This is a genomic window from Corallococcus macrosporus DSM 14697, from assembly GCF_002305895.1.
Taxonomy (GTDB): Bacteria; Myxococcota; Myxococcia; order Myxococcales; family Myxococcaceae; genus Myxococcus; species Myxococcus macrosporus.
The window spans coordinates 5,068,932-5,085,349 of sequence record NZ_CP022203.1 but is presented as its reverse complement, the minus strand read 5'-3'; the positions used below and the strand labels follow the sequence as shown (position 1 = coordinate 5,085,349).

Below are 16,418 nucleotides of genomic sequence, written 5' to 3'. Positions count from 1 at the left end.
GTTACCCTGGAGAGCGATGAAGCCGGTCCTGCTGCTCGCCTCCTGCGTCGTCCTGCTTGGTGCCTGCCGCTGGCGGGCGCCGCGCTACCCGGTGGCGCCGGTGGAGCTGACCGGGGTCACGCTACAGGACAACGCCCTGCTGGGACTCGCTCCCGAGGGCGTCGCCACGCTCTTCACCGTGGCGCTGAAGGACTCCGGCCGCTTCGAGCAGAAGGGCGAGGACGCGCCTCGCGAGGAGCGGCCCTGGCGGCTGACGCTGGACGTGCCCTTCACCCGGGAGGTGCTGAAGGACGGCGACCCCCGCAGCTTCGCCGAGGTCGGCGCCAACCTGGTCCTGGAGCGGTTCGGCGGGCGCCTGCCCCAGCGTTATGAGCTGGTGGGACTCGGAGAAGCCCCCGTCGAGGAGGACTCGCCCGCGGGACGGCAGAAGGCGATGCGCACCGCGCTGGCCAACGTCCTGCGCCAGGTCACCGAGTCGGCCATCATGCAACTGACCGCCCTGGACCGCACCGACGACGAGCTGGTGCTCGACCTCAAGGCGACGGACGCCCGCGTCCGGGAGTTCAGCCTCCGCACGCTGGCGGAGCGGCAGCACCCGGCGGCCGCGCCGCTGCTCATCGACCGCCTCAAGGAGGCCACCGACGCGGAGACGGTGCGCCGGACGATGGGCGCGCTCGTGGAGATGAAGGCGCGGGTCGCGGTGCCGGTGCTCATCGACCTGGCGCGGGGCCGTGACCTGGGCTTCGTGCAGGAGATTGTCTTCGCGGTGGGCGAAATCGGCGGCCCCGAAGCGGAGGCCTACCTCTACACGATGGCGCAGGGGCATGATGCGCCCGCCGTCCAGGCCGCCGCGCAGCAGGCGCTGGACACACTCTATGCATCACGGAAGCACTCACCCGCGGAGGCGCGTGGCCCAGGCCGCGCGGACTGACATCGAGATGAAGCGTTCATTCGGCGTGGGCGGAGCGGTGGTGCTCGGCGCCCTGATGCTGGGCACCGGCTGTTCCAAGAACGTGGAAGCGGCGGCGGACTCGGGCGCCAGCACGGGCGACGTGGCCGAGTACTACCCGCTCGCGGTGGGCAACCGCTGGACGTACCGGCTCAACGGCCGCGAGGACAAGGAAGTCACGGTGGAGATCCTCAAGGAGGAGGCCGGCGTCTTCCACGACAACCAGGGCGGGCAGCTCTTCCTGGACGGCTATGGCCTGAGGGATCCAAAGCGCTACCTGCTGCGCGGCCCGCTGAAGGAGGGGCACTCCTGGACGAACGTGGTGTCCGTGTCGTCCACGGAGCGCTACCGCATCGTCCAGGCGGGGGAGTCGTGCCAGACGCTCGCGGGCACCTTCCCGCGCTGTGTCCAGGTGGAGGCCCGCAACCGGATGGACGCCAAGGCCACGATGGTGAACACGATGACCTTCGCCCCCGGCGTCGGCATGGTCCGCATCGAAACGGTGGTGGAGGCCAACGGCCAGCTCGTGCCGCAGACCTTGTTGGAGCTGACGGCGTGGCAGCTCCGCGACGGCGCGGCGCCACCTTCGGGCTGAGAGGCCCGCAGCTTTTCTTCACGAGGTGCCGCCGTGCCCGTCCAGGTGAACGAACAGTCCCAGGAAGCGCTCATCCTGAGCTTCCTCTCCGAGAGCGGGAGTGACTACACGTCCGGCGAGGCGCTCTCCAGCAAGCTGGGCCTGTCCCGCACGGCGGTGTGGAAGCACGTGGAGTCCCTCCGCGCCAAGGGCTACCGCATCGAGGCGGTGCCCGCGCGGGGCTACCGGCTGGTGGAGGTCCCCGACCGGCTGACCTCGCTCGAAATCGGCCCGCTGCTGGACACCCACGACCTGGGCCGCACCGTCCACCACCATGAGTCGCTGCCGTCCACCAACGAGAGGGCCTTCCGGCTGGCCCAGGATGGCGCCGGGCACGGCGAGGTGGTGGTGGCCGAGCAGCAGACCGCGGGCAAGGGGCGCCGGGGCCGCACCTGGGTCTCCCCGTCCGGGCTCAACCTGTACTTCTCCGCCATCCTCCGTCCGGAGCTGCCGCCCCAGCGCGCGCCGGAGCTGACCCTGGTGGCCGCCGTGGCGCTGGCGGAGGCGCTGCGCGACGCGGGCGCGGACGCCGCCATCAAGTGGCCCAACGACGTCCACATCGACGGGCGCAAGGTGGCCGGCATCCTCACCGAGCTGTCCGCCGAACCGGAGCGCGTCCACTTCGTCGTGGTGGGCGTGGGGGTCAACCTCAACGCCCTGGCCGAGCACTTCCCGGAGGAGCTGCGCGCCACCGCCACGTCGCTGGCCCTGGCGCTGGGGCATCCCGTGAAGCGGGCGCCGTTCACCGCCGCCCTCTGGACGCGGCTGGAGGAGTGGCTGGACCTGTACCTGGAGACGGGCTTCGACGCGGTGCGTGCCCGCTGGAAGGCCCTGTCGTCCACGCTGGGGCAGGACGTGCTGGTGCGCACGGACCGGCAGGCGCTGCGGGGGCACGCCGAGGACATCGACCCCTCCGGGGCGCTCCTGGTCCGGACGGAAGGGGGCTCGCTCGAGCGCGTGTTGGCGGGTGACGTGGAGCAGCTCCGCCCGCGGCGGTAGAGTGCGCGGTGTGATGCTCCTGGCCATCGACGTCGGCAATACCAATACCGCGCTCGGGGTGTTCGAGGGCCGGCGCCTGCTCGACCACTGGCGCATGGAGACCAGCACGCGCCGCACGTCGGATGAGTACGGCATCCTGGTCCGACAGCTCTTCACCCACCGCGGCATCGACCCGGCGAAGGTGACGGCGGTGGCCGTCTCCAGCGTGGTGCCGCCGCTCCAGTCCAACCTGGAGAAGATGAGCGAGCGCTACTTCAAGCTCCGCCCCATGTTCGTCGGCCCTGGCGTGAAGACGGGCATGCCCATCTTCTACGACAACCCCCGTGAGGTGGGCGCGGACCGCATCGTCAACGCCGTGGCCGCGTATGAAAAGCACCACGCGGGCGTGCTCGTGGTGGACTTCGGCACCGCCACGACGTTCGACGCGGTGTCGCCCAAGGGCGAGTACCTGGGCGGCTGCATCTGCCCCGGCATCAACATCTCCATGGAGGCGCTGTTCCAGAATGCCTCCAAGCTGCCGCGCGTGGAGTTCGCGCGGCCTCCGCACGTCATCGGGCGCAACACCGTGCACTCCATGCAGGCCGGGCTCGTCTACGGCTTCGTGGGCCTGGTGGACGGCATCTGCGCCCGGATGCAGGCGGAGCTGGGCTTCCCGGTGAAGGTCGTCGCCACCGGCGGGCTTGCGTCACTCGTGGCCAGCGAGTCCAAGGCCATCCACCAGGTGGATGAGTTCCTCACGCTCGAAGGGCTGCGCATCATCTACGGAAGGAATCACGCGTCATGACCACTGCCGCTCCCAACAACGTCCCGGCGCCGCCACCGGGGTGCCCCTTCGACGCGGAGTTCCTGCCGCCCAACATGCGCAAGCACGTGGACCCGGCCGCGCCGGTGCCGCTGCGGATGATGGCCGCCAAGACGCTCGTCCCGCTCAATCCGTCCGACATGCTGGGTGCGCTCTACATGCTCACCTTCGATCCGGACGCGGGCGTGCGCGAGACGGTGGCGAAGACGGCCGCGATGCTGCCGGACAAGATCCTGGGCTCCGCGCTGCGTGACGAGGAGGTGCAGCCGCAGGTGCTCGGGTACTTCCTGGGGCTCGTCAAGGACAAGGAGGCCTACGCGGAGATGCTGGTCCTCAACGCCAGCACGCCGGACGACGCGGTGGCGGACGTGGCGAAGGACTGCGGCCCGAAGCTGGCGGAGATCATCGGGCAGAACCAGCTCCGCCTGCTGCGCCACGAGGACATCCTCCGGAACCTATGCGCCAACGCGAGCGCGCCGGTGTCGCTCATCGACAACGTCTGCGACTTCGCGGTGCGCAGCGGGATGCAGCTCCTGGACGTGCCGCAGATGAAGGCGGCGCGCGTGCGCGTCTTCGGCCCCGAGGCCGCGGAGACGCCGCCGCCCCAGGGCCCCACGGCCGAGGAGGTGCTTCAGGAGTTCCAGGAGGCCGCGGATGAGAGCGCCGCGCCCATGGAGGAGGGCAAGCGCCTGACGCTGGCCCAGCGCATCATGCGCATGTCCATCGCGGAGAAGATCAAGCTGGCCACGCTGGGCAACAAGGAGGCCCGCACCGCGCTCATCCGCGAGACGAACAAGCTGGTGGCGGTGGCCGTCATCCGCAGTCCGCGCATCACCGACGGCGAGGTGCTCGCGTGCGCCGCCAACCGCGCGATGATGGATGACGTGCTGCGCGTCATCTACAGCAACCGCGAGTGGACGAAGAACCACAAGGTGAAGATGGCGCTGGTGAAGAACCCCAAGGTCCCGCTCACCGTCACCATGAAGTTCCTCAACGCGTTCCGCGACGCCGAGCTGAAGGACCTCAGCCGCGACAAGAACGTGCCCGCGGCCGTGCAGGGCTTCGCGAAGAAGCTGCACGAGAAGAAGACGACCCCCAAGAAGCAGGGGTAGGCCGGCGCGGTGCCCCGGGCGCGGGTGGCCCGGGGCGCGGACGGTCAGGCCGCGGCCTCGCTGGCGTCGTCCGCCACGGCGGAGGCGGGCTCCTCCAGGAGCTGCTGGGCGATGACGAGCGCCTTCTTCGTCTTCTCGCGCAGCTTCTCCTCGCTCTTGATGCGCGCGTAGAGGCGCGTCACGCGCTCCTCGCTGCGGGCCGTGGCGGCCTCCAGCTCGGCGATGCGGCCGCGCAGCTCCTCGGCCTCCGCGTTGGCGCGGCTGCTCTGCTCGGACAGCTCGACCTGGGCCTGGCCCAACTGGACGCGCAGGTCCTCGGCCTCGCTCCGCGCGGCCTGGACGTCCGCCTCGAGCTGCCCCGCGCGTGCGCGGAGGTCCTCCAGCTCCGCGGCGTAGGCGTGCGCCTGGGCCTGGTGCTGATCCAGCTCCGCCTGGAGCGCGGTGAGCTGCGCCGAGGCGCTCCGGGCCTCGTCCTTGGCGGCGGAGAGCTGCTGGTCCACGCGCTTGCGGTCCGCGGCGAGCGAATCCGCCCGGGCGCTCAGCGTCTTGAGCTGGGCGTCGCGCTGGGTGAGCTCGGACTCTGCGGTGCTGGCCTTCTGCTCCAGCTCCAGGTTCTGGTCCTTGAGCTCGATGATCTCCTGGTCCTTCTGGTTCAGCTCCGTCTTGAGGCGGAGGATCTCCTTGTCCTTCTTGTTGGCCGCGTCACGAAGGGCGAAGGTGTCCTTGTCGTTCTTCCCGGAGGAGGCACGCGCCGCTTCCAGCTCGGTGGCCTGGGCCTCCAACTGGACCTCCAGGTCGCGCACGCGCTCCTCGGCGTGGGAGGCCGTGCCTCGCGAGTCGTCGAGCTCGGCCTGGAGCTCGGCCACCTTCGCGCGCAGGCCGCGCAGCTCCACGGCGTCCGCGGCCGGCGCCACCGAGACGGGCGGCGGGGCAGGGCGGGGCGGAGCCACGGCCCGGGGCGCGGGGGGCGGGGCCACGGCCCGGGGCGGCTCCGGCGGAGGCGCGGCCGGGGTAGGCGCGGGGGCGAGGAAGCCGACCACCGTCTTCTCGGAGTCGTCCAGCCCGTCGAGCGCGTCCTCGGCGTCGGTGCCCAGCGAGTCCAGCGTGGAGAAGTCCTCCTCCACGCCCTCCACCACCGCCTCGGGCGGCGCGACGACGACCTCCTCCTCGAAGGCGGGCGTCTCCTCGGGGGCGGACAGGTCGCCGAAGGCGGCGTCCAGGTCCAGCTCCTCGCCCGTCACGGGCGGCTCCTCCGCCGTCTCGACGGAGATCTCCTCGCCGAAGTCCGCCGTCATCGGCTCGTCGCCGAGCGCGTCCAGCGTGAGGCTCTCATCGACGACGTCCTCGAGGGCGGCGGCGGGCAGCTCGGGGAAGCCGATCAGCGCGCCCACGCGGTCCACCAGCAGGTCCGCGTCCACCGGCTTGGCGACGTACTCGTCGGCGTGGGCCTTCAGCTTGCGGTGCTGCGCGAAGCCGTCCGGGTTGCCGATGATGACGATGGGGACGTTCTTGAGGTCATCGTCCTTCTTCAGCTTGCCGCAGATGAGGTAGCCATTCTGTCCGGCGGACAGGTCCACCGCGAGCACCACCAGGTCCGGCCGGTCCCTGCGGATCTGCTCCACGCTGCCCTTGCCGTCGGTCGTCTCGTCGACCGTGAAGCCCCGGCCCTCCAGGGCCGAGCGCAGGGAGGCGGAGAGCGCGGTGTCGCTTTCGACGATCAGGATTTTCTTCGACATGGAGGGACGGCCCGTCCTGGTGTGCGGCGCGCGCCAACGCCCTACCAGCCGCGACGCGCAAGGAGATGATGTGCGTCGAGGCTATCGGCCATGCGCGGGAGCGTCAATGTTCGGACCGGGCGGAATCCTGGCCGCCCGGAGAGCGGGCGAGCGCCGTCGTGCAGCCGACGTTTCCGTCACTGCGGGTACGTCACCGGCTCGATGGAGATGGGGGGCCGGGAGTACGGAGGGCGGACCGCGGGAGGGAGCGAGTAAAGCGGCTCATCGGACTCCGGCGCGGACTTGCGCGCGAGCTTCTCGCCGCTGTCGCGCTCGGCGAGCATCCGGCGGATGTCGCTTTCGTCCATGTCGGTGACCATCTCGTAGACGATTTCGTCGTCGCGCCACGTCACCACGTTGAAGCCCTGCGCGGAGTCCACCTCCACGGCCTGCAGCGCCTGGAACTTCGGGAGGGCGCCTTCGTCGTCACCGGGGAGCACGAAGACGCCCAGCCTGCGGCGCGGCTCGTCTTCGTTGTCCGGCAGCGTCTCGTAGCTGATGTAGGCGACCTCGCGGCCGTTGAGGATGGAGATGCGCCCGCCCAGCGGCTTGGCCTTGGGGAGCTGCGGGACGGTGATGCGCGGATCCACCTTGTCCTTGAACCACTCCTCCACCTGCTCCGGGGTGTTGGAGGCGATTTCAAAGGGGAGCGCCTTGCTCTTGCTGTGGCGCTGCACCGCCTCCGTCCGCGCGGCGCTCAGGCGTTGCTCGGTGTGGAACGCGGCCCAGCCGCCGCCCACCGTCACCACCACCAGCGCCATGGCCCCGGCGCGCAGCCACACCCCAACCTGGGCACGGCGCTGCTCCTGCTTGAGGCCCACCTGGATGCCGGCCCGGAGCGAGGCGGGGGCCCGCATGCCAGAAACGGAGTGGCGCGCGGCTCGCCGCAGCGCCTGCTGCATCTGCTTCTCTTCCTCCGCGCGGCGCCGGCAAGCAGCGCACCCGGAGAGGTGGGTTTCGAGGTCCACTCGTTCCTCGGGCTGGAATTCGCCGTCGAGGTACGGATAGAGCAGCCGTTCGAGGTCCTGGCAGTTCATGGGGCGCGCTAGGAACCGGGTTCTACCCTGTCTTCTTCCTGTGGCGATACTCTTCCAGGTCCGCGGGGGCGTTCACCGGCTCTCCATCATGCCGGAAGACGCCCTGGCCCTCCGCGTACTCGCGCAGGTTCTTCTGCAGGAGCTTGCGCCCGCGGAACAGGCGGCTCATCACCGTGCCCACCGGGCACTCCAGAATCTCCGCGATCTCCTTGTAGGAGAACTCCTGGAGGTCCGCGAGGATGACCACCAGCCGGAAGTCGATGGGCAGCGAGTCGATGGCCCGCAGCACGTCGTCCGACAGGAGTCGGTCGAAGAAGTACTGCTCCGGGTTGGCCGCGAAGTCCGTCGCGTCCCGGCTCACGAAGCGCTCGTGGACGGCCTCCCGCTCCACGCCCTCCACCACCGTGCGCTCCTTCACCTTGCGGCGGTAGCGGTTGATGAAGGTGTTGGTGAGGATCTTGAAGAGCCAGGCCTTGATGTTCGTCCCGCGCTCGAACTTGTCGAAGAAGCGGTAGGCCCGCATGCAGGTGTCCTGCACCAGGTCCTCGGCGTCACGCTCGTTCTTCGTCAGGCGCAGGGCCGCCGAGTAGAGCGGGTCCAGGTGGGCTAGCGCCAGCTCTTCGAATTCCTGCTTCGTCCGGTTGGGTTGCCTGAAATCCAACATGTCCCGCCTTCCAAGGGCCCGAAACAAATGGGGAATGAGTTGTCGCTTACCCGTCAAATGTATGCACGGGAACAACCAGGGCAACAACGGCATCCCGCTACACCCGCCCGCACGCCCGCTTCGGGAATACACGACGCCGGCCAGGGAAACATATTCCCCAGCAGAGATAACGAACGGGGAGGCCGGATGTCGCCATCCGAACCTCCCCGCCAGGGACCGCGTCGTCTCCCTGCTTGCCGGGCTTACTTGCCGGCGAGCGCGTCGTTGATGGGCATGTAGGGGTAGCCCATGTCCTTCGCGACGGCCTCGTAGGTGACGTGGCCGTTGTAGGTGTTCAGCGCACGCGCGAGGGCGCGGTCGGACTTCACGGCCTCAATCAGGCCCATGTCGGCGATCTTCCGCGAGTGGGGGCGGGTGACGTTGGTGAGGGCGTAGGTGGACGTCTGGGGCACGGCGCCCGGCATGTTGGCCACGCAGTAGTGGACGACGCCGTGGACCTCGAAGGTGGGGTTGTCGTGGGTGGTGGGCTTGCACGTCTCGATGCAGCCGCCCTGGTCCACCGCGACGTCGACCACCACGGCGCCCGGGGTCATCTCCGAGATGAGGGCCTCGGAGACGAGCTTCGGGGCCTTGCCGCCGGGGATGAGCACCGCGCCCACCACGAGGTCGGCCTCGCGCACGGAGCGGGCGATGCTCTCCGAGTCCGACGCCAGCACGCCGACGCGGCCGAGGAACACGTCGTCCAGGTAGGTGAGGCGCTCCATGTTGACGTCGAGGATGGTGACCTCGGCGCCCATGCCCAGGGCCACCTTGGCGGCGCACAGGCCCACGACGCCGCCGCCGATGACGGTGACGCGGCCGCGGCGCACGCCGGGCACGCCGCCCAGGAGGATGCCCTTGCCGCCGTGCGCCTTCTCCAGGCACTTGGCGCCCACCTGGATGGCCATCTTCCCGGCCACCTCGCTCATGGGCTTGAGCAGCGGCAGGCTGCCGTCATCGAGCTGCAGCGTCTCATACGCCACGGCCGCGGCCTTCTTCTGAATCAGCGTCCTGGTCAGCTCCGGGTCCACGCCGGCCAGGTGGAAGTACGTGTAGATGATCTGTCCGGGCTGGATGCGCGCGTACTCGGGCGCGATGGGCTCCTTGACCTTGATGATCATCTCCGAGCGCTTCCAGAGCTCGTCCGCGCTGGCGACGATCTGAGCGCCGACGCGCTGGAACTCCGAATCGGGGATGCCGGAGCCAACGCCGGCGTTCGTCTCGATCAGGACCGTGTGACCCGCGGCGATGAAGGCGCTCACGCCAGCCGGCACCATGCCAACGCGGTACTCGCGGGTTTTGATCTCCTTGGGAACTCCGACGATCACGACTGCCTCCGAGAGGGGGACATAAAAAAGCGCGCGGACCCTAACGGGGGCCCAAGGGGGAATCAAGGCGCTGGCGGACAGCCCCGCATGGGGCCATCTCCCCCTGGAGACATGACGCGAGGCGTTGGATGCGATGCGTGATGAAGCGCGCGGCGCTCGTGTTAGTTACCAGGGACATGACGTCTGCCCCGAAGCTCCTATTCGCGGACCCCAAGGGACGGGTGATGGAACATCCGTACCTGCTCGCCACGCTGCGCAGCGGCGAGGAGCTCGTTCCGCCGCAGGACAAGCCCATTCCGCTGCCGTCCGCCGGGCGGCTCGTCCACCTGCCGGGCCGCCTCCCCGTGGGGCTGCACCCGGAGACGGGCGAGCTGGAGCTCGTCCGGGAGATGAAGGTGGGCGGCAAGACGTTCGTCCCCAACGCGGTGGGCGCGCTGCTGCCCCCGGGCTACACGCGGACGTTCCTCCCCGGTGAGGTGAAGGGGAGCGGGCCGGTGCTGCCGCAGTGGGCCTATACCGCCGCCGCGTGGGTGGGGGACGGGCCGGTGGCGTGGGCCATCCACACGGACCGCCGCTCGCACTGGAACCCGGAGCGCTTCTCCACGCCGGAGATGAAGGGGCTGGTGGCGCAGCACCTGGCGCGCTTCCCGGACAACCGGGTGCTCAAGCAGCTCAAGACGTGCGCGCTCGTCTACAGTTGCTTCACGTCGCAGAACACCTTCTACGTGCGGGACGAGGCCGCCATCCCCGCGTCCGTGATGTGCAACGCGCGCTGCGTGGGCTGCATCTCCGACCAGCCCGCGGACGGCCCGCCGGCGTCACACGAGCGCATGGATGACGGACCCACGGGGGAGGAGATGGGCCAGATTGGCCTCTTCCACCTGGAGCACGCGCCGGGCCGCACCATGGTGAGCTTCGGCCAGGGCTGCGAGGGCGAGCCGCTCACGCGCTGGAAGCAGATCGCCGAGGCCATCCGCTACATGCGCGCGCGCACGCAGGCGGGCTCCATCAACATCAACACCAACGCCAGCCTCACGCGCGGCCTGGAGGCGCTGTTCGACGCGGGGCTGGACGCCATCCGCGTGTCGCTCAACTCGGCGGTGAAGGACCTCTACGAGGCCTACTACAAGCCGGTGAAGTACGGCTGGGAGGACGTGGAGGCGTCCATCGCCCTGGCGCGCGAGCGCGGCGCGTACCTGGCGCTGAACCTGCTGCTGTTCCCCGGCGTCACCGACCGCGAGGGCGAGGTGCGGGCGCTGGAGCGGCTGGTGAAGAAGTACCGCGTGGACCAGGTGCAGACGCGCTCGCTGTGCATCGACCCCTTGCAGTACCTGGAGGTGGCGCGCGAGCGGGGCGCGGGCGGTGAGCCGGTGGGCATCCGCACGCTGCTCCAGCGGCTGAAGGCGGCGCGGCCGGGGCTCGTCGTGGGCAACTTCGCGCGGGGACTGGAAGAGCGCGAGAACGCCGCGGGGCCTCGGTAGCGCCCGGGAGGGCTGGGGGCTGAGCCACGGCCCCCACCCCGGAACGTCTACTCGTTGCCGGTGGGCATCAGCTCCTTGGCCACCAGGTTCCCCATCACCGCGTCCTTGGGGATGTAGCCGTCGGCGCCCGCCTCGCGGCAGATGCGCTGCAGCTCCTCGACGTTCTCCCCGGAGCACAGCAGCACCTTGATGCCCTTGAAGAGGCTGTTGCTCTTGATGAAGCGGCAGAACTGCTCGCCGTTCACGTTGGGCATGCGCACATCCAGCAGCACCAGGTCCGGGCGCGTCTGCTTCTTGAGGATGATCTTCGTGGCCTTGTCGGCCGTGTCGGCGACGTGGACCTCGAAGCCCTTGGCCACCAGGTCCGCTTCAATGATGCGGGCCGTCATCTCGCTGTCATCCACGATGAGGATGCGCGGCTTGCGCCCGCCCGTGGTGGGCGCGGCCTTGAGGCCCGTCGCGGCGGGGGCGGCGGCGGGAGCGCTGGGGGCCGGCGCCGGCGCTGCGGGCGCGGCGACGGGGCCGCGGCCGGCGCGGGCACCGCGGTGGGGACACCCAGGGCAGGGGGGCCGATGAGACCCATGACCCCGCCCAGCACGGCCTCCAGCCCGCCGCTCTTCAGGATGTAGCCATCCGCCCCGGACGCCTTCGTCTTCCCGTCCAGCTCCGCCTCGGAGATGTCGGAATAGAGGACCAGCTTCGCGGTGACCTTCTTCTGGCGGCGGAGGTACTCCACGACGTCATCGCCGAACATCTCCGGCATGTTGACGTCCATGAGGATGAGCGCGAACGGCCCCTCGGCGAGCTTCTGCTCGAGGCTGGCCAGGTCCTGCGCGCCGCTCGCCTGGTAGCCGGCGGCGGTGAGTGCCCGGACGGTGAGCTCCACCAGCATCGGGCTGTCGTCAATGACCAGTACGCGCGACATCGTCCTCCTCAAGGGCTTCGCAGTGGAACCCTACACCTTTGGTGCAGCGCGGACCATCGAAACGGCGACCAGGCGGGCTGGCCGTCGGGTCCTCTTGACCGCTATTCGTCGCCTCCGGATACTTTGGCGCCTTGACCACGACCTCGACTCCCCTCCAGCGAGCACTCCGGATGGCTCCGGACCGCGCCTTGGCCGCCCAGGCCCGGCCGGAGCAGGAGTTCTTCTGCTTCCGCGTGGGCGACCTCCGCCTGGGCGTGCCCAGTGAGAACGTGCTCGAAGTGCTCCGGGCCGGGCTGCTCACGCCCCTGCCGCGCACCCCGTCCTTCATCATGGGCGTCACCGGTCACCGGGGTGAGGTGCTCCCGGTGCTGGACCTGCTGCGCTTCCTCTCCAAGGGGGAGGCCCGCATTGGCCCGCGCACCCGGCTGTTCGTCGGCGTCACGGGCAGCTACGTGGCCGGCGTCGTCGCGGACACGGTGCTGGGGTTGCGCCGCGTTCCCGTGGCGGACATCCTCCCACCGCCCCTGGGCGGGGACGCCGCGGCCGAGCACCTGCTGGGCGTGGTGCAGGCCAGCGGCAACCAGGAGGCCATCAACCTCCTCAACTTCTCCAAGCTGCTCCAGACGGCGCGGCAGCGGGCGGTGGCGCGATGAACGACGACGCCCTCCATGAGAAGGAGGAAGAGGTGGACCTGCTCTTCTTCGACATCGGCGCCACGCTCTACGGCACGGACGCGTCCCAGGTGCTGCGCATCGACCGCGCGCTGCCGGAGGACCTCACGCTGGCGGAGCTGGGGCTGCCCCACCGGGGCAACCGGGCCATCGTCTTCGACACCCCGGAGGGCGAGGCCCACCTCAAGGTGGACGCCGTGCACGGCGTGCGCTCCATCCCCGTCAATTCCCTGCGCCGGATGCCCCCCACGGCCGGCGCCGCAGCCTACGCAGTCGGTGTGTGCCTGGAAGAGGCCCGCACCGTGCTGCTCATCGACCTGGTCGAAACCGCAAGGACTCAAGGAAGGCACTGAGACACATGTCCCTGGACACCCCCAACGAGAAGCCCGCTGCCAAGGCTCGCGCCCGGAAGGCCCCCGCCTCCAAGGCCGGTGCCACCAACGCGGCGTCGACCGTCTCCTCCACCAAGGCCATCACCGACACGCTGCTGACGGTGCTGTCCGGCAACCTCCAGGCCCGCGTGCCCAAGGAGCTGGTGGGTGAGTCCGGCGCGGAGCTGGCGCACCTGCTCAACCAGGTGCTGGACCAGTTCGCCGCCTCCGAGCACCGCAAGCACGTGGCGGCGCAGGAGATCGACCAGGCGCTGGATTCGCTCATCAGCCTGGTGCGCGAGGGCGACCTGTCGCGGTGGAACACCACCACGGAAGACCCCCAGCTCGGGCCCCTGCTGGAGGGCTTCGGCAAGGTCATCGAGACGCTGCGCACCTTCGTGCGGGAGATCAACGAGGCGGCGCTGCGCCTGTCCTCGTCCGCCAACCAGGTGCTGGCGGCCTCCACGCAGCACGAGACGTCCTCCACGGAGCAGGCGGCGGCCATCCACGAGACGACCGCCACCATGGAGGAGCTGAAGCACGCGTCGGCGCAGATCGCCGAGAACGCGGGCAGCGTGGCGCGCGTGGCGGAGGAGACGCTGGGCGCGGCGCGCGCGGGCCGGGGCGCCATTGGCGAGTTCATCCAGGCCATGCAGCAGATCCGCAGCGACGGCGTCGCCGTGGCGGACTCCATCGCGAAGCTGTCCAAGCGCGTGGAGCGCATCGGCACGGTGGTGGAGGTCATCGACGAGATCGCGGACCGCTCCGACCTGCTGGCGCTGAACGCGGCGCTGGAAGGCAGCCGCGCGGGTGAGGCCGGCAAGGGCTTCTCCATCGTCGCGGCGGAGATGCGGCGCCTGGCGGAGAACGTCCTGGACTCCACCAAGGAGATCAAGAACCTCATCACCGAGATCCGCGAGGCCACGGCCGCCGCGGCCGGCGCCGCCGAGGCGTCCAAGGCCGCCACGGAGTCCGGTGAGAAGCTGGGCGCGGTGGCGGCGCAGGCGGTGGAAGGCATCCTCGCCGGTGTCCAGGAGACGAGCGACGCGGCCCGCGTCATCAACCTCGCCACGCAGCAGCAGCGCACGGCCACCGAGCAGGTGGTGGCCTCCATGGCGGAGATCGAGGACGTGACGCGCCAGACGACGCAGGCGTCGAAGCAGGCCACCGGCGCGGCCGCGGAGCTGACGCAGCTGGCCGGACGGCTGGCCGAGCTCATCAAGCGGTTCAAGGCCGACTAGCGCTTCCTGGAAGGGGAGGGGCGTACGCCGGCCATGGACACCGAGGCTCTCAAGAAATCCCTCCTGAAGAAGTTCCAGGAGGTCACCGCCGACCGCCTCCAGAAGATTCAACTGGGGGTACTGGACCTGGAGAAGGAGACCGCGGACCAGGCCGCGGAGGACGTCGCGCGCGAGCTGCACACGATGAAGGGCGAGGCCCGCATGTTGGGCCTGGCCGCCATCGGGCAGCTCGCGCACGCCGCCGAGGACGTCCTGCGCGCGGAGCGCGAGGGCAAGACGGCCACGGAGGTGGCCACCGACGTCCTGCTCAGGGCGTGCGACGTCCTCTCCGACCTGAACGAGGATTTGTCCGGCGCGAACACGGGCAACCCGGCCAGCGAGGAGATGGTCCGCATGCTCGCGGAGGTCTCCGGCCAGACGCCGCCCGCCATCGCGGGCGCCCGTCCCGCCGCGCCGCCGGCCCCTGTCGCGGCGCCGGTGGCCGTGGCCGCGCCTCCCGCGCCGGTGCAGGCTCCGGTGGCCGCGCCTCCGCCGCAGGCCCCCGTGGCCGCGCCGGTGGGGAACGCCGCCGTGCCCGCGCAGCCGGCGGCAGGGGCGCATCACCCGCCCGCGGCCCATGGCCGTGACGAGGAGGCCCCCAGCGCCGCGAAGTCCGCGGTGGCGGACCGGACCATCCGCGTCAACGTGGAGGTGCTCGACTCGCTGGGGTTGCTCGCGGGCGACCTGCTGGTGGAGAGCGCCCGCGGCCGGCTGCGCAGCTCGGAGACGGAGGCGCTGTTCGAGCGCTTCAGCCGCCTGGGGGACCGCTTCCTCCGGCTGGCGGAGGAGGTGTTCGACATCCCGGTCGAGGTCCGTGAGCAGCTGGACCGCGTGGAGAGCGACCTCCACATGCTGCGCGACGACGCGTTCCGCTTCGTGCGCCGCAACGACGACGGCATCAACACGCTGCACGGCAACCTGGCGAAGATGGCGGACCACGTGGCCGAGGCCCGGCTGGTGCCGCTGTCCACCGTGTTCGACGCCTTCCCGCGCGCGGTGCGGGAGATGTCGCGCACGCAGGGCAAGGAAGTGGACCTGGTCATCGAGAACGCCGACATCGGCGTGGACCGGTCCATGCTGGGCGACGTGCGCGACGCGCTGGTGCACCTGCTGCGCAACTCGGTGGACCACGGCGTGGAGTCCCCGGACACGCGCCAGCAGCTGGGCAAGCCGCTCAACGGCCGCATCCGCATCCGCGTGCGCGTGGACGGCGACATGCTCCACATCGAGGTGGAGGACGACGGCCGCGGCATCGACCCGGAGCGGCTGCGCCAGGCCGCCGTCGCCAAGCGCCTCATCACCGCGGTGCAGGCCGCGGCGCTGTCGGAGCGCGAGGCCATCGAGCTCATGTTCCGCCCCGGCTTCTCCACCCGCGACCAGGTCAGCGAGCTGTCCGGCCGCGGCGTGGGCATGGACGTGGTGAAGCGCAAGGTGGAGACGCTGGGCGGCTCCGTGGGCGTGAGCAGCCGCATTGGCCGTGGCTCCACCATCACCCTGCGCCTGCCCCAGTCGCTGGCGTTGATGAAGGTGCTGCTGGTGCGCCTGGGCGATGACGTCTACGGCATGCCCGCCGCGGACGTGGAAGCGGTGATGCGCGTCAAGCCGGATGACCGGCTCGAAATCTTCGGCACGCTGGCGGTGCGGCACCGGGGCAAGCCCACGGCGCTGGTGGCCCTGGGGCCGCTGTTGGGCCTCAACGGCGGCAACCGCTTCGACAAGCCGCCCGCCGTGGTGGTGCGTCACGGCGAGGACCACGCGGCCCTGGTGGTGGACGGCTTCGTGGACGAGCGCGAGGTCGCCGTGAAGCCCTGCGGCGGCGAGTTCCTCAAGGGCGCGCCCTTCATCGCCGGCACCGCGGCGCTGGAGGACGGCCGCATCGCCGTGCTGCTGCACGTCCCGGACATCATGGCGGAGGTGCGCCGCATGGCCCGCCCCGTCACCCAGGCTCCGGCCGCCAAGCGCCTCCGGGTGCTGCTGGTGGACGACTCGCCCATCGCCCGCGCCACGGAAGGGGCGCTGGTGAAGGCGCTGGGGCACTCGGTGGAGGAGGCCCAGGACGGCGAAGAGGCCTACGTGAAGGTGCAGAACAACACGTACGACCTCATCCTCACGGACGTGCAGATGCCCAAGCTGGACGGGTTCTCGCTGGCGCGGCGGCTCAAGTCGACGCCCGCGGTGGCCCGGATTCCAGTCATCATCCTGTCGTCGCTCGCCTCACCCGAGGACAAGCGGCGCGGGTTGGACGCGGGCGCGGACGCGTACCTCGTCAAGGGCGAGCTGGGCGTGGAGGTACTCGCGCAGGCCATCGACCGGCTGACCTGAGGAGCGTGGCTTGGGCGGTGGCGCGGCAG

At 70.4% G+C, this 16,418-nt stretch carries 14 protein-coding genes and 1 pseudogene; 10 read left to right on the top strand and 5 right to left on the bottom strand.

Annotation, left to right across the window (positions count from 1 at the left end; translation table 11 throughout):
* The first annotated feature begins 16 nt into the window (after positions 1-16).
* Genes MYMAC_RS20555 through MYMAC_RS20535 form a run of 5 tightly spaced genes read left to right on the top strand, consistent with a single transcriptional unit; the run spans position 17 to position 4,496 of the window.
* On the top strand, positions 17-931 hold the full coding sequence (locus tag MYMAC_RS20555; protein ID WP_095959303.1) for a HEAT repeat domain-containing protein: 915 nt from the start codon (positions 17-19) through the stop codon (positions 929-931).
* The gene (locus MYMAC_RS20550) at positions 909-1,544 is read left to right on the top strand and encodes a TapB family protein (RefSeq protein ID WP_095959302.1); all 636 of its coding nucleotides are present in this window, start codon (positions 909-911) and stop codon (positions 1,542-1,544) included. Before MYMAC_RS20555 ends, MYMAC_RS20550 begins: the two co-directional genes overlap by 23 nt.
* A gap of 33 nt (positions 1,545-1,577) precedes the next feature.
* A complete protein-coding gene (locus tag MYMAC_RS20545; protein WP_095959301.1) occupies positions 1,578-2,582 on the top strand; it encodes a biotin--[acetyl-CoA-carboxylase] ligase in 1,005 nt (334 codons plus the stop codon).
* A 13-nt stretch (positions 2,583-2,595) separates the two neighbouring features.
* Positions 2,596-3,366: a type III pantothenate kinase gene (locus tag MYMAC_RS20540; protein WP_095959300.1), complete on the top strand. Its 771-nt coding sequence runs from the start codon at positions 2,596-2,598 to the stop codon at positions 3,364-3,366.
* Entirely contained in the window at positions 3,363-4,496 is a 1,134-nt protein-coding gene (locus MYMAC_RS20535; RefSeq protein ID WP_095959299.1) for a hypothetical protein, read from the top strand. The genes MYMAC_RS20540 and MYMAC_RS20535 overlap by 4 nt, the downstream gene beginning before the upstream one ends.
* A 44-nt stretch (positions 4,497-4,540) precedes the next feature.
* Here MYMAC_RS20535 and MYMAC_RS20530 read toward each other — a convergent pair whose 3' ends face one another.
* The 4 genes from MYMAC_RS20530 to ald form a co-directional block, all read right to left on the bottom strand.
* Entirely contained in the window at positions 4,541-6,232 is a 1,692-nt protein-coding gene (locus MYMAC_RS20530; protein ID WP_095959298.1) for a response regulator, read from the bottom strand.
* Positions 6,233-6,408: 176 nt separating this feature from the next.
* Positions 6,409-7,308, bottom strand: a complete 900-nt coding sequence (locus MYMAC_RS20525; protein WP_043711467.1) for an anti-sigma factor family protein — start codon at positions 7,306-7,308, stop codon at positions 6,409-6,411.
* Between the two features lie 22 nt (positions 7,309-7,330).
* Positions 7,331-7,972 carry a sigma-70 family RNA polymerase sigma factor gene (locus MYMAC_RS20520; RefSeq protein WP_013940756.1) on the bottom strand — a complete coding sequence of 214 codons (642 nt, stop codon included), beginning with the start codon at positions 7,970-7,972 and terminating at the stop codon, positions 7,331-7,333.
* 242 nt (positions 7,973-8,214) lie between these two features.
* Entirely contained in the window at positions 8,215-9,339 is a 1,125-nt protein-coding gene (gene ald / locus MYMAC_RS20515; protein ID WP_013940755.1) for an alanine dehydrogenase, read from the bottom strand.
* Positions 9,340-9,515: 176 nt separating this feature from the next.
* On the opposite strand from ald, the gene MYMAC_RS20510 reads away from it, so the two are divergent.
* On the top strand, positions 9,516-10,820 hold the full coding sequence (locus MYMAC_RS20510) for a radical SAM family protein (protein WP_095959297.1): 1,305 nt from the start codon (positions 9,516-9,518) through the stop codon (positions 10,818-10,820).
* A 47-nt stretch (positions 10,821-10,867) separates the two neighbouring features.
* Here MYMAC_RS20510 and MYMAC_RS20505 read toward each other — a convergent pair.
* Positions 10,868-11,745 (bottom strand): annotated as a pseudogene (locus tag MYMAC_RS20505) (response regulator).
* A gap of 170 nt (positions 11,746-11,915) precedes the next feature.
* Here MYMAC_RS20505 and MYMAC_RS20500 point away from each other — a divergent pair.
* From MYMAC_RS20500 to MYMAC_RS20485, 4 genes are read left to right on the top strand one after another with little or no spacing between them, the layout of a single operon-like run.
* The gene (locus MYMAC_RS20500; RefSeq protein ID WP_013940752.1) at positions 11,916-12,398 is read left to right on the top strand and encodes a chemotaxis protein CheW; all 483 of its coding nucleotides are present in this window, start codon (positions 11,916-11,918) and stop codon (positions 12,396-12,398) included.
* Positions 12,395-12,769, top strand: a complete 375-nt coding sequence (locus tag MYMAC_RS20495) for a CheW domain-containing protein (RefSeq protein ID WP_013940751.1) — start codon at positions 12,395-12,397, stop codon at positions 12,767-12,769. The genes MYMAC_RS20500 and MYMAC_RS20495 overlap by 4 nt, the downstream gene beginning before the upstream one ends.
* Before the next feature lie 5 nt (positions 12,770-12,774).
* On the top strand, positions 12,775-14,028 hold the full coding sequence (locus MYMAC_RS20490; protein ID WP_013940750.1) for a methyl-accepting chemotaxis protein: 1,254 nt from the start codon (positions 12,775-12,777) through the stop codon (positions 14,026-14,028).
* A gap of 33 nt (positions 14,029-14,061) precedes the next feature.
* The gene (locus MYMAC_RS20485) at positions 14,062-16,389 is read left to right on the top strand and encodes a hybrid sensor histidine kinase/response regulator (RefSeq protein WP_095959296.1); all 2,328 of its coding nucleotides are present in this window, start codon (positions 14,062-14,064) and stop codon (positions 16,387-16,389) included.
* Positions 16,390-16,418 lie beyond the last annotated feature (29 nt).

What these genes read in the sequence shown, in the direction of transcription:
- MYMAC_RS20555 (WP_095959303.1), top strand. Translation starts at nt 17, where the DNA reads ATGAAGCCGGTCCTGCTGCTCGCCTCCTGCGTCGTCCTGCTTGGTGCC.
- MYMAC_RS20540 (WP_095959300.1), top strand. Translation starts at nt 2,596, where the DNA reads ATGCTCCTGGCCATCGACGTCGGCAATACCAATACCGCGCTCGGGGTG.
- MYMAC_RS20535 (WP_095959299.1), top strand. Translation starts at nt 3,363, where the DNA reads ATGACCACTGCCGCTCCCAACAACGTCCCGGCGCCGCCACCGGGGTGC.
- MYMAC_RS20530 (WP_095959298.1), bottom strand. Translation starts at nt 6,232, where the DNA reads ATGTCGAAGAAAATCCTGATCGTCGAAAGCGACACCGCGCTCTCCGCC.
- MYMAC_RS20525 (WP_043711467.1), bottom strand. Translation starts at nt 7,308, where the DNA reads ATGAACTGCCAGGACCTCGAACGGCTGCTCTATCCGTACCTCGACGGC.
- MYMAC_RS20520 (WP_013940756.1), bottom strand. Translation starts at nt 7,972, where the DNA reads ATGTTGGATTTCAGGCAACCCAACCGGACGAAGCAGGAATTCGAAGAG.
- MYMAC_RS20510 (WP_095959297.1), top strand. Translation starts at nt 9,516, where the DNA reads ATGACGTCTGCCCCGAAGCTCCTATTCGCGGACCCCAAGGGACGGGTG.
- MYMAC_RS20500 (WP_013940752.1), top strand. Translation starts at nt 11,916, where the DNA reads ATGGCTCCGGACCGCGCCTTGGCCGCCCAGGCCCGGCCGGAGCAGGAG.
- MYMAC_RS20495 (WP_013940751.1), top strand. Translation starts at nt 12,395, where the DNA reads ATGAACGACGACGCCCTCCATGAGAAGGAGGAAGAGGTGGACCTGCTC.
- MYMAC_RS20490 (WP_013940750.1), top strand. Translation starts at nt 12,775, where the DNA reads ATGTCCCTGGACACCCCCAACGAGAAGCCCGCTGCCAAGGCTCGCGCC.
- MYMAC_RS20485 (WP_095959296.1), top strand. Translation starts at nt 14,062, where the DNA reads ATGGACACCGAGGCTCTCAAGAAATCCCTCCTGAAGAAGTTCCAGGAG.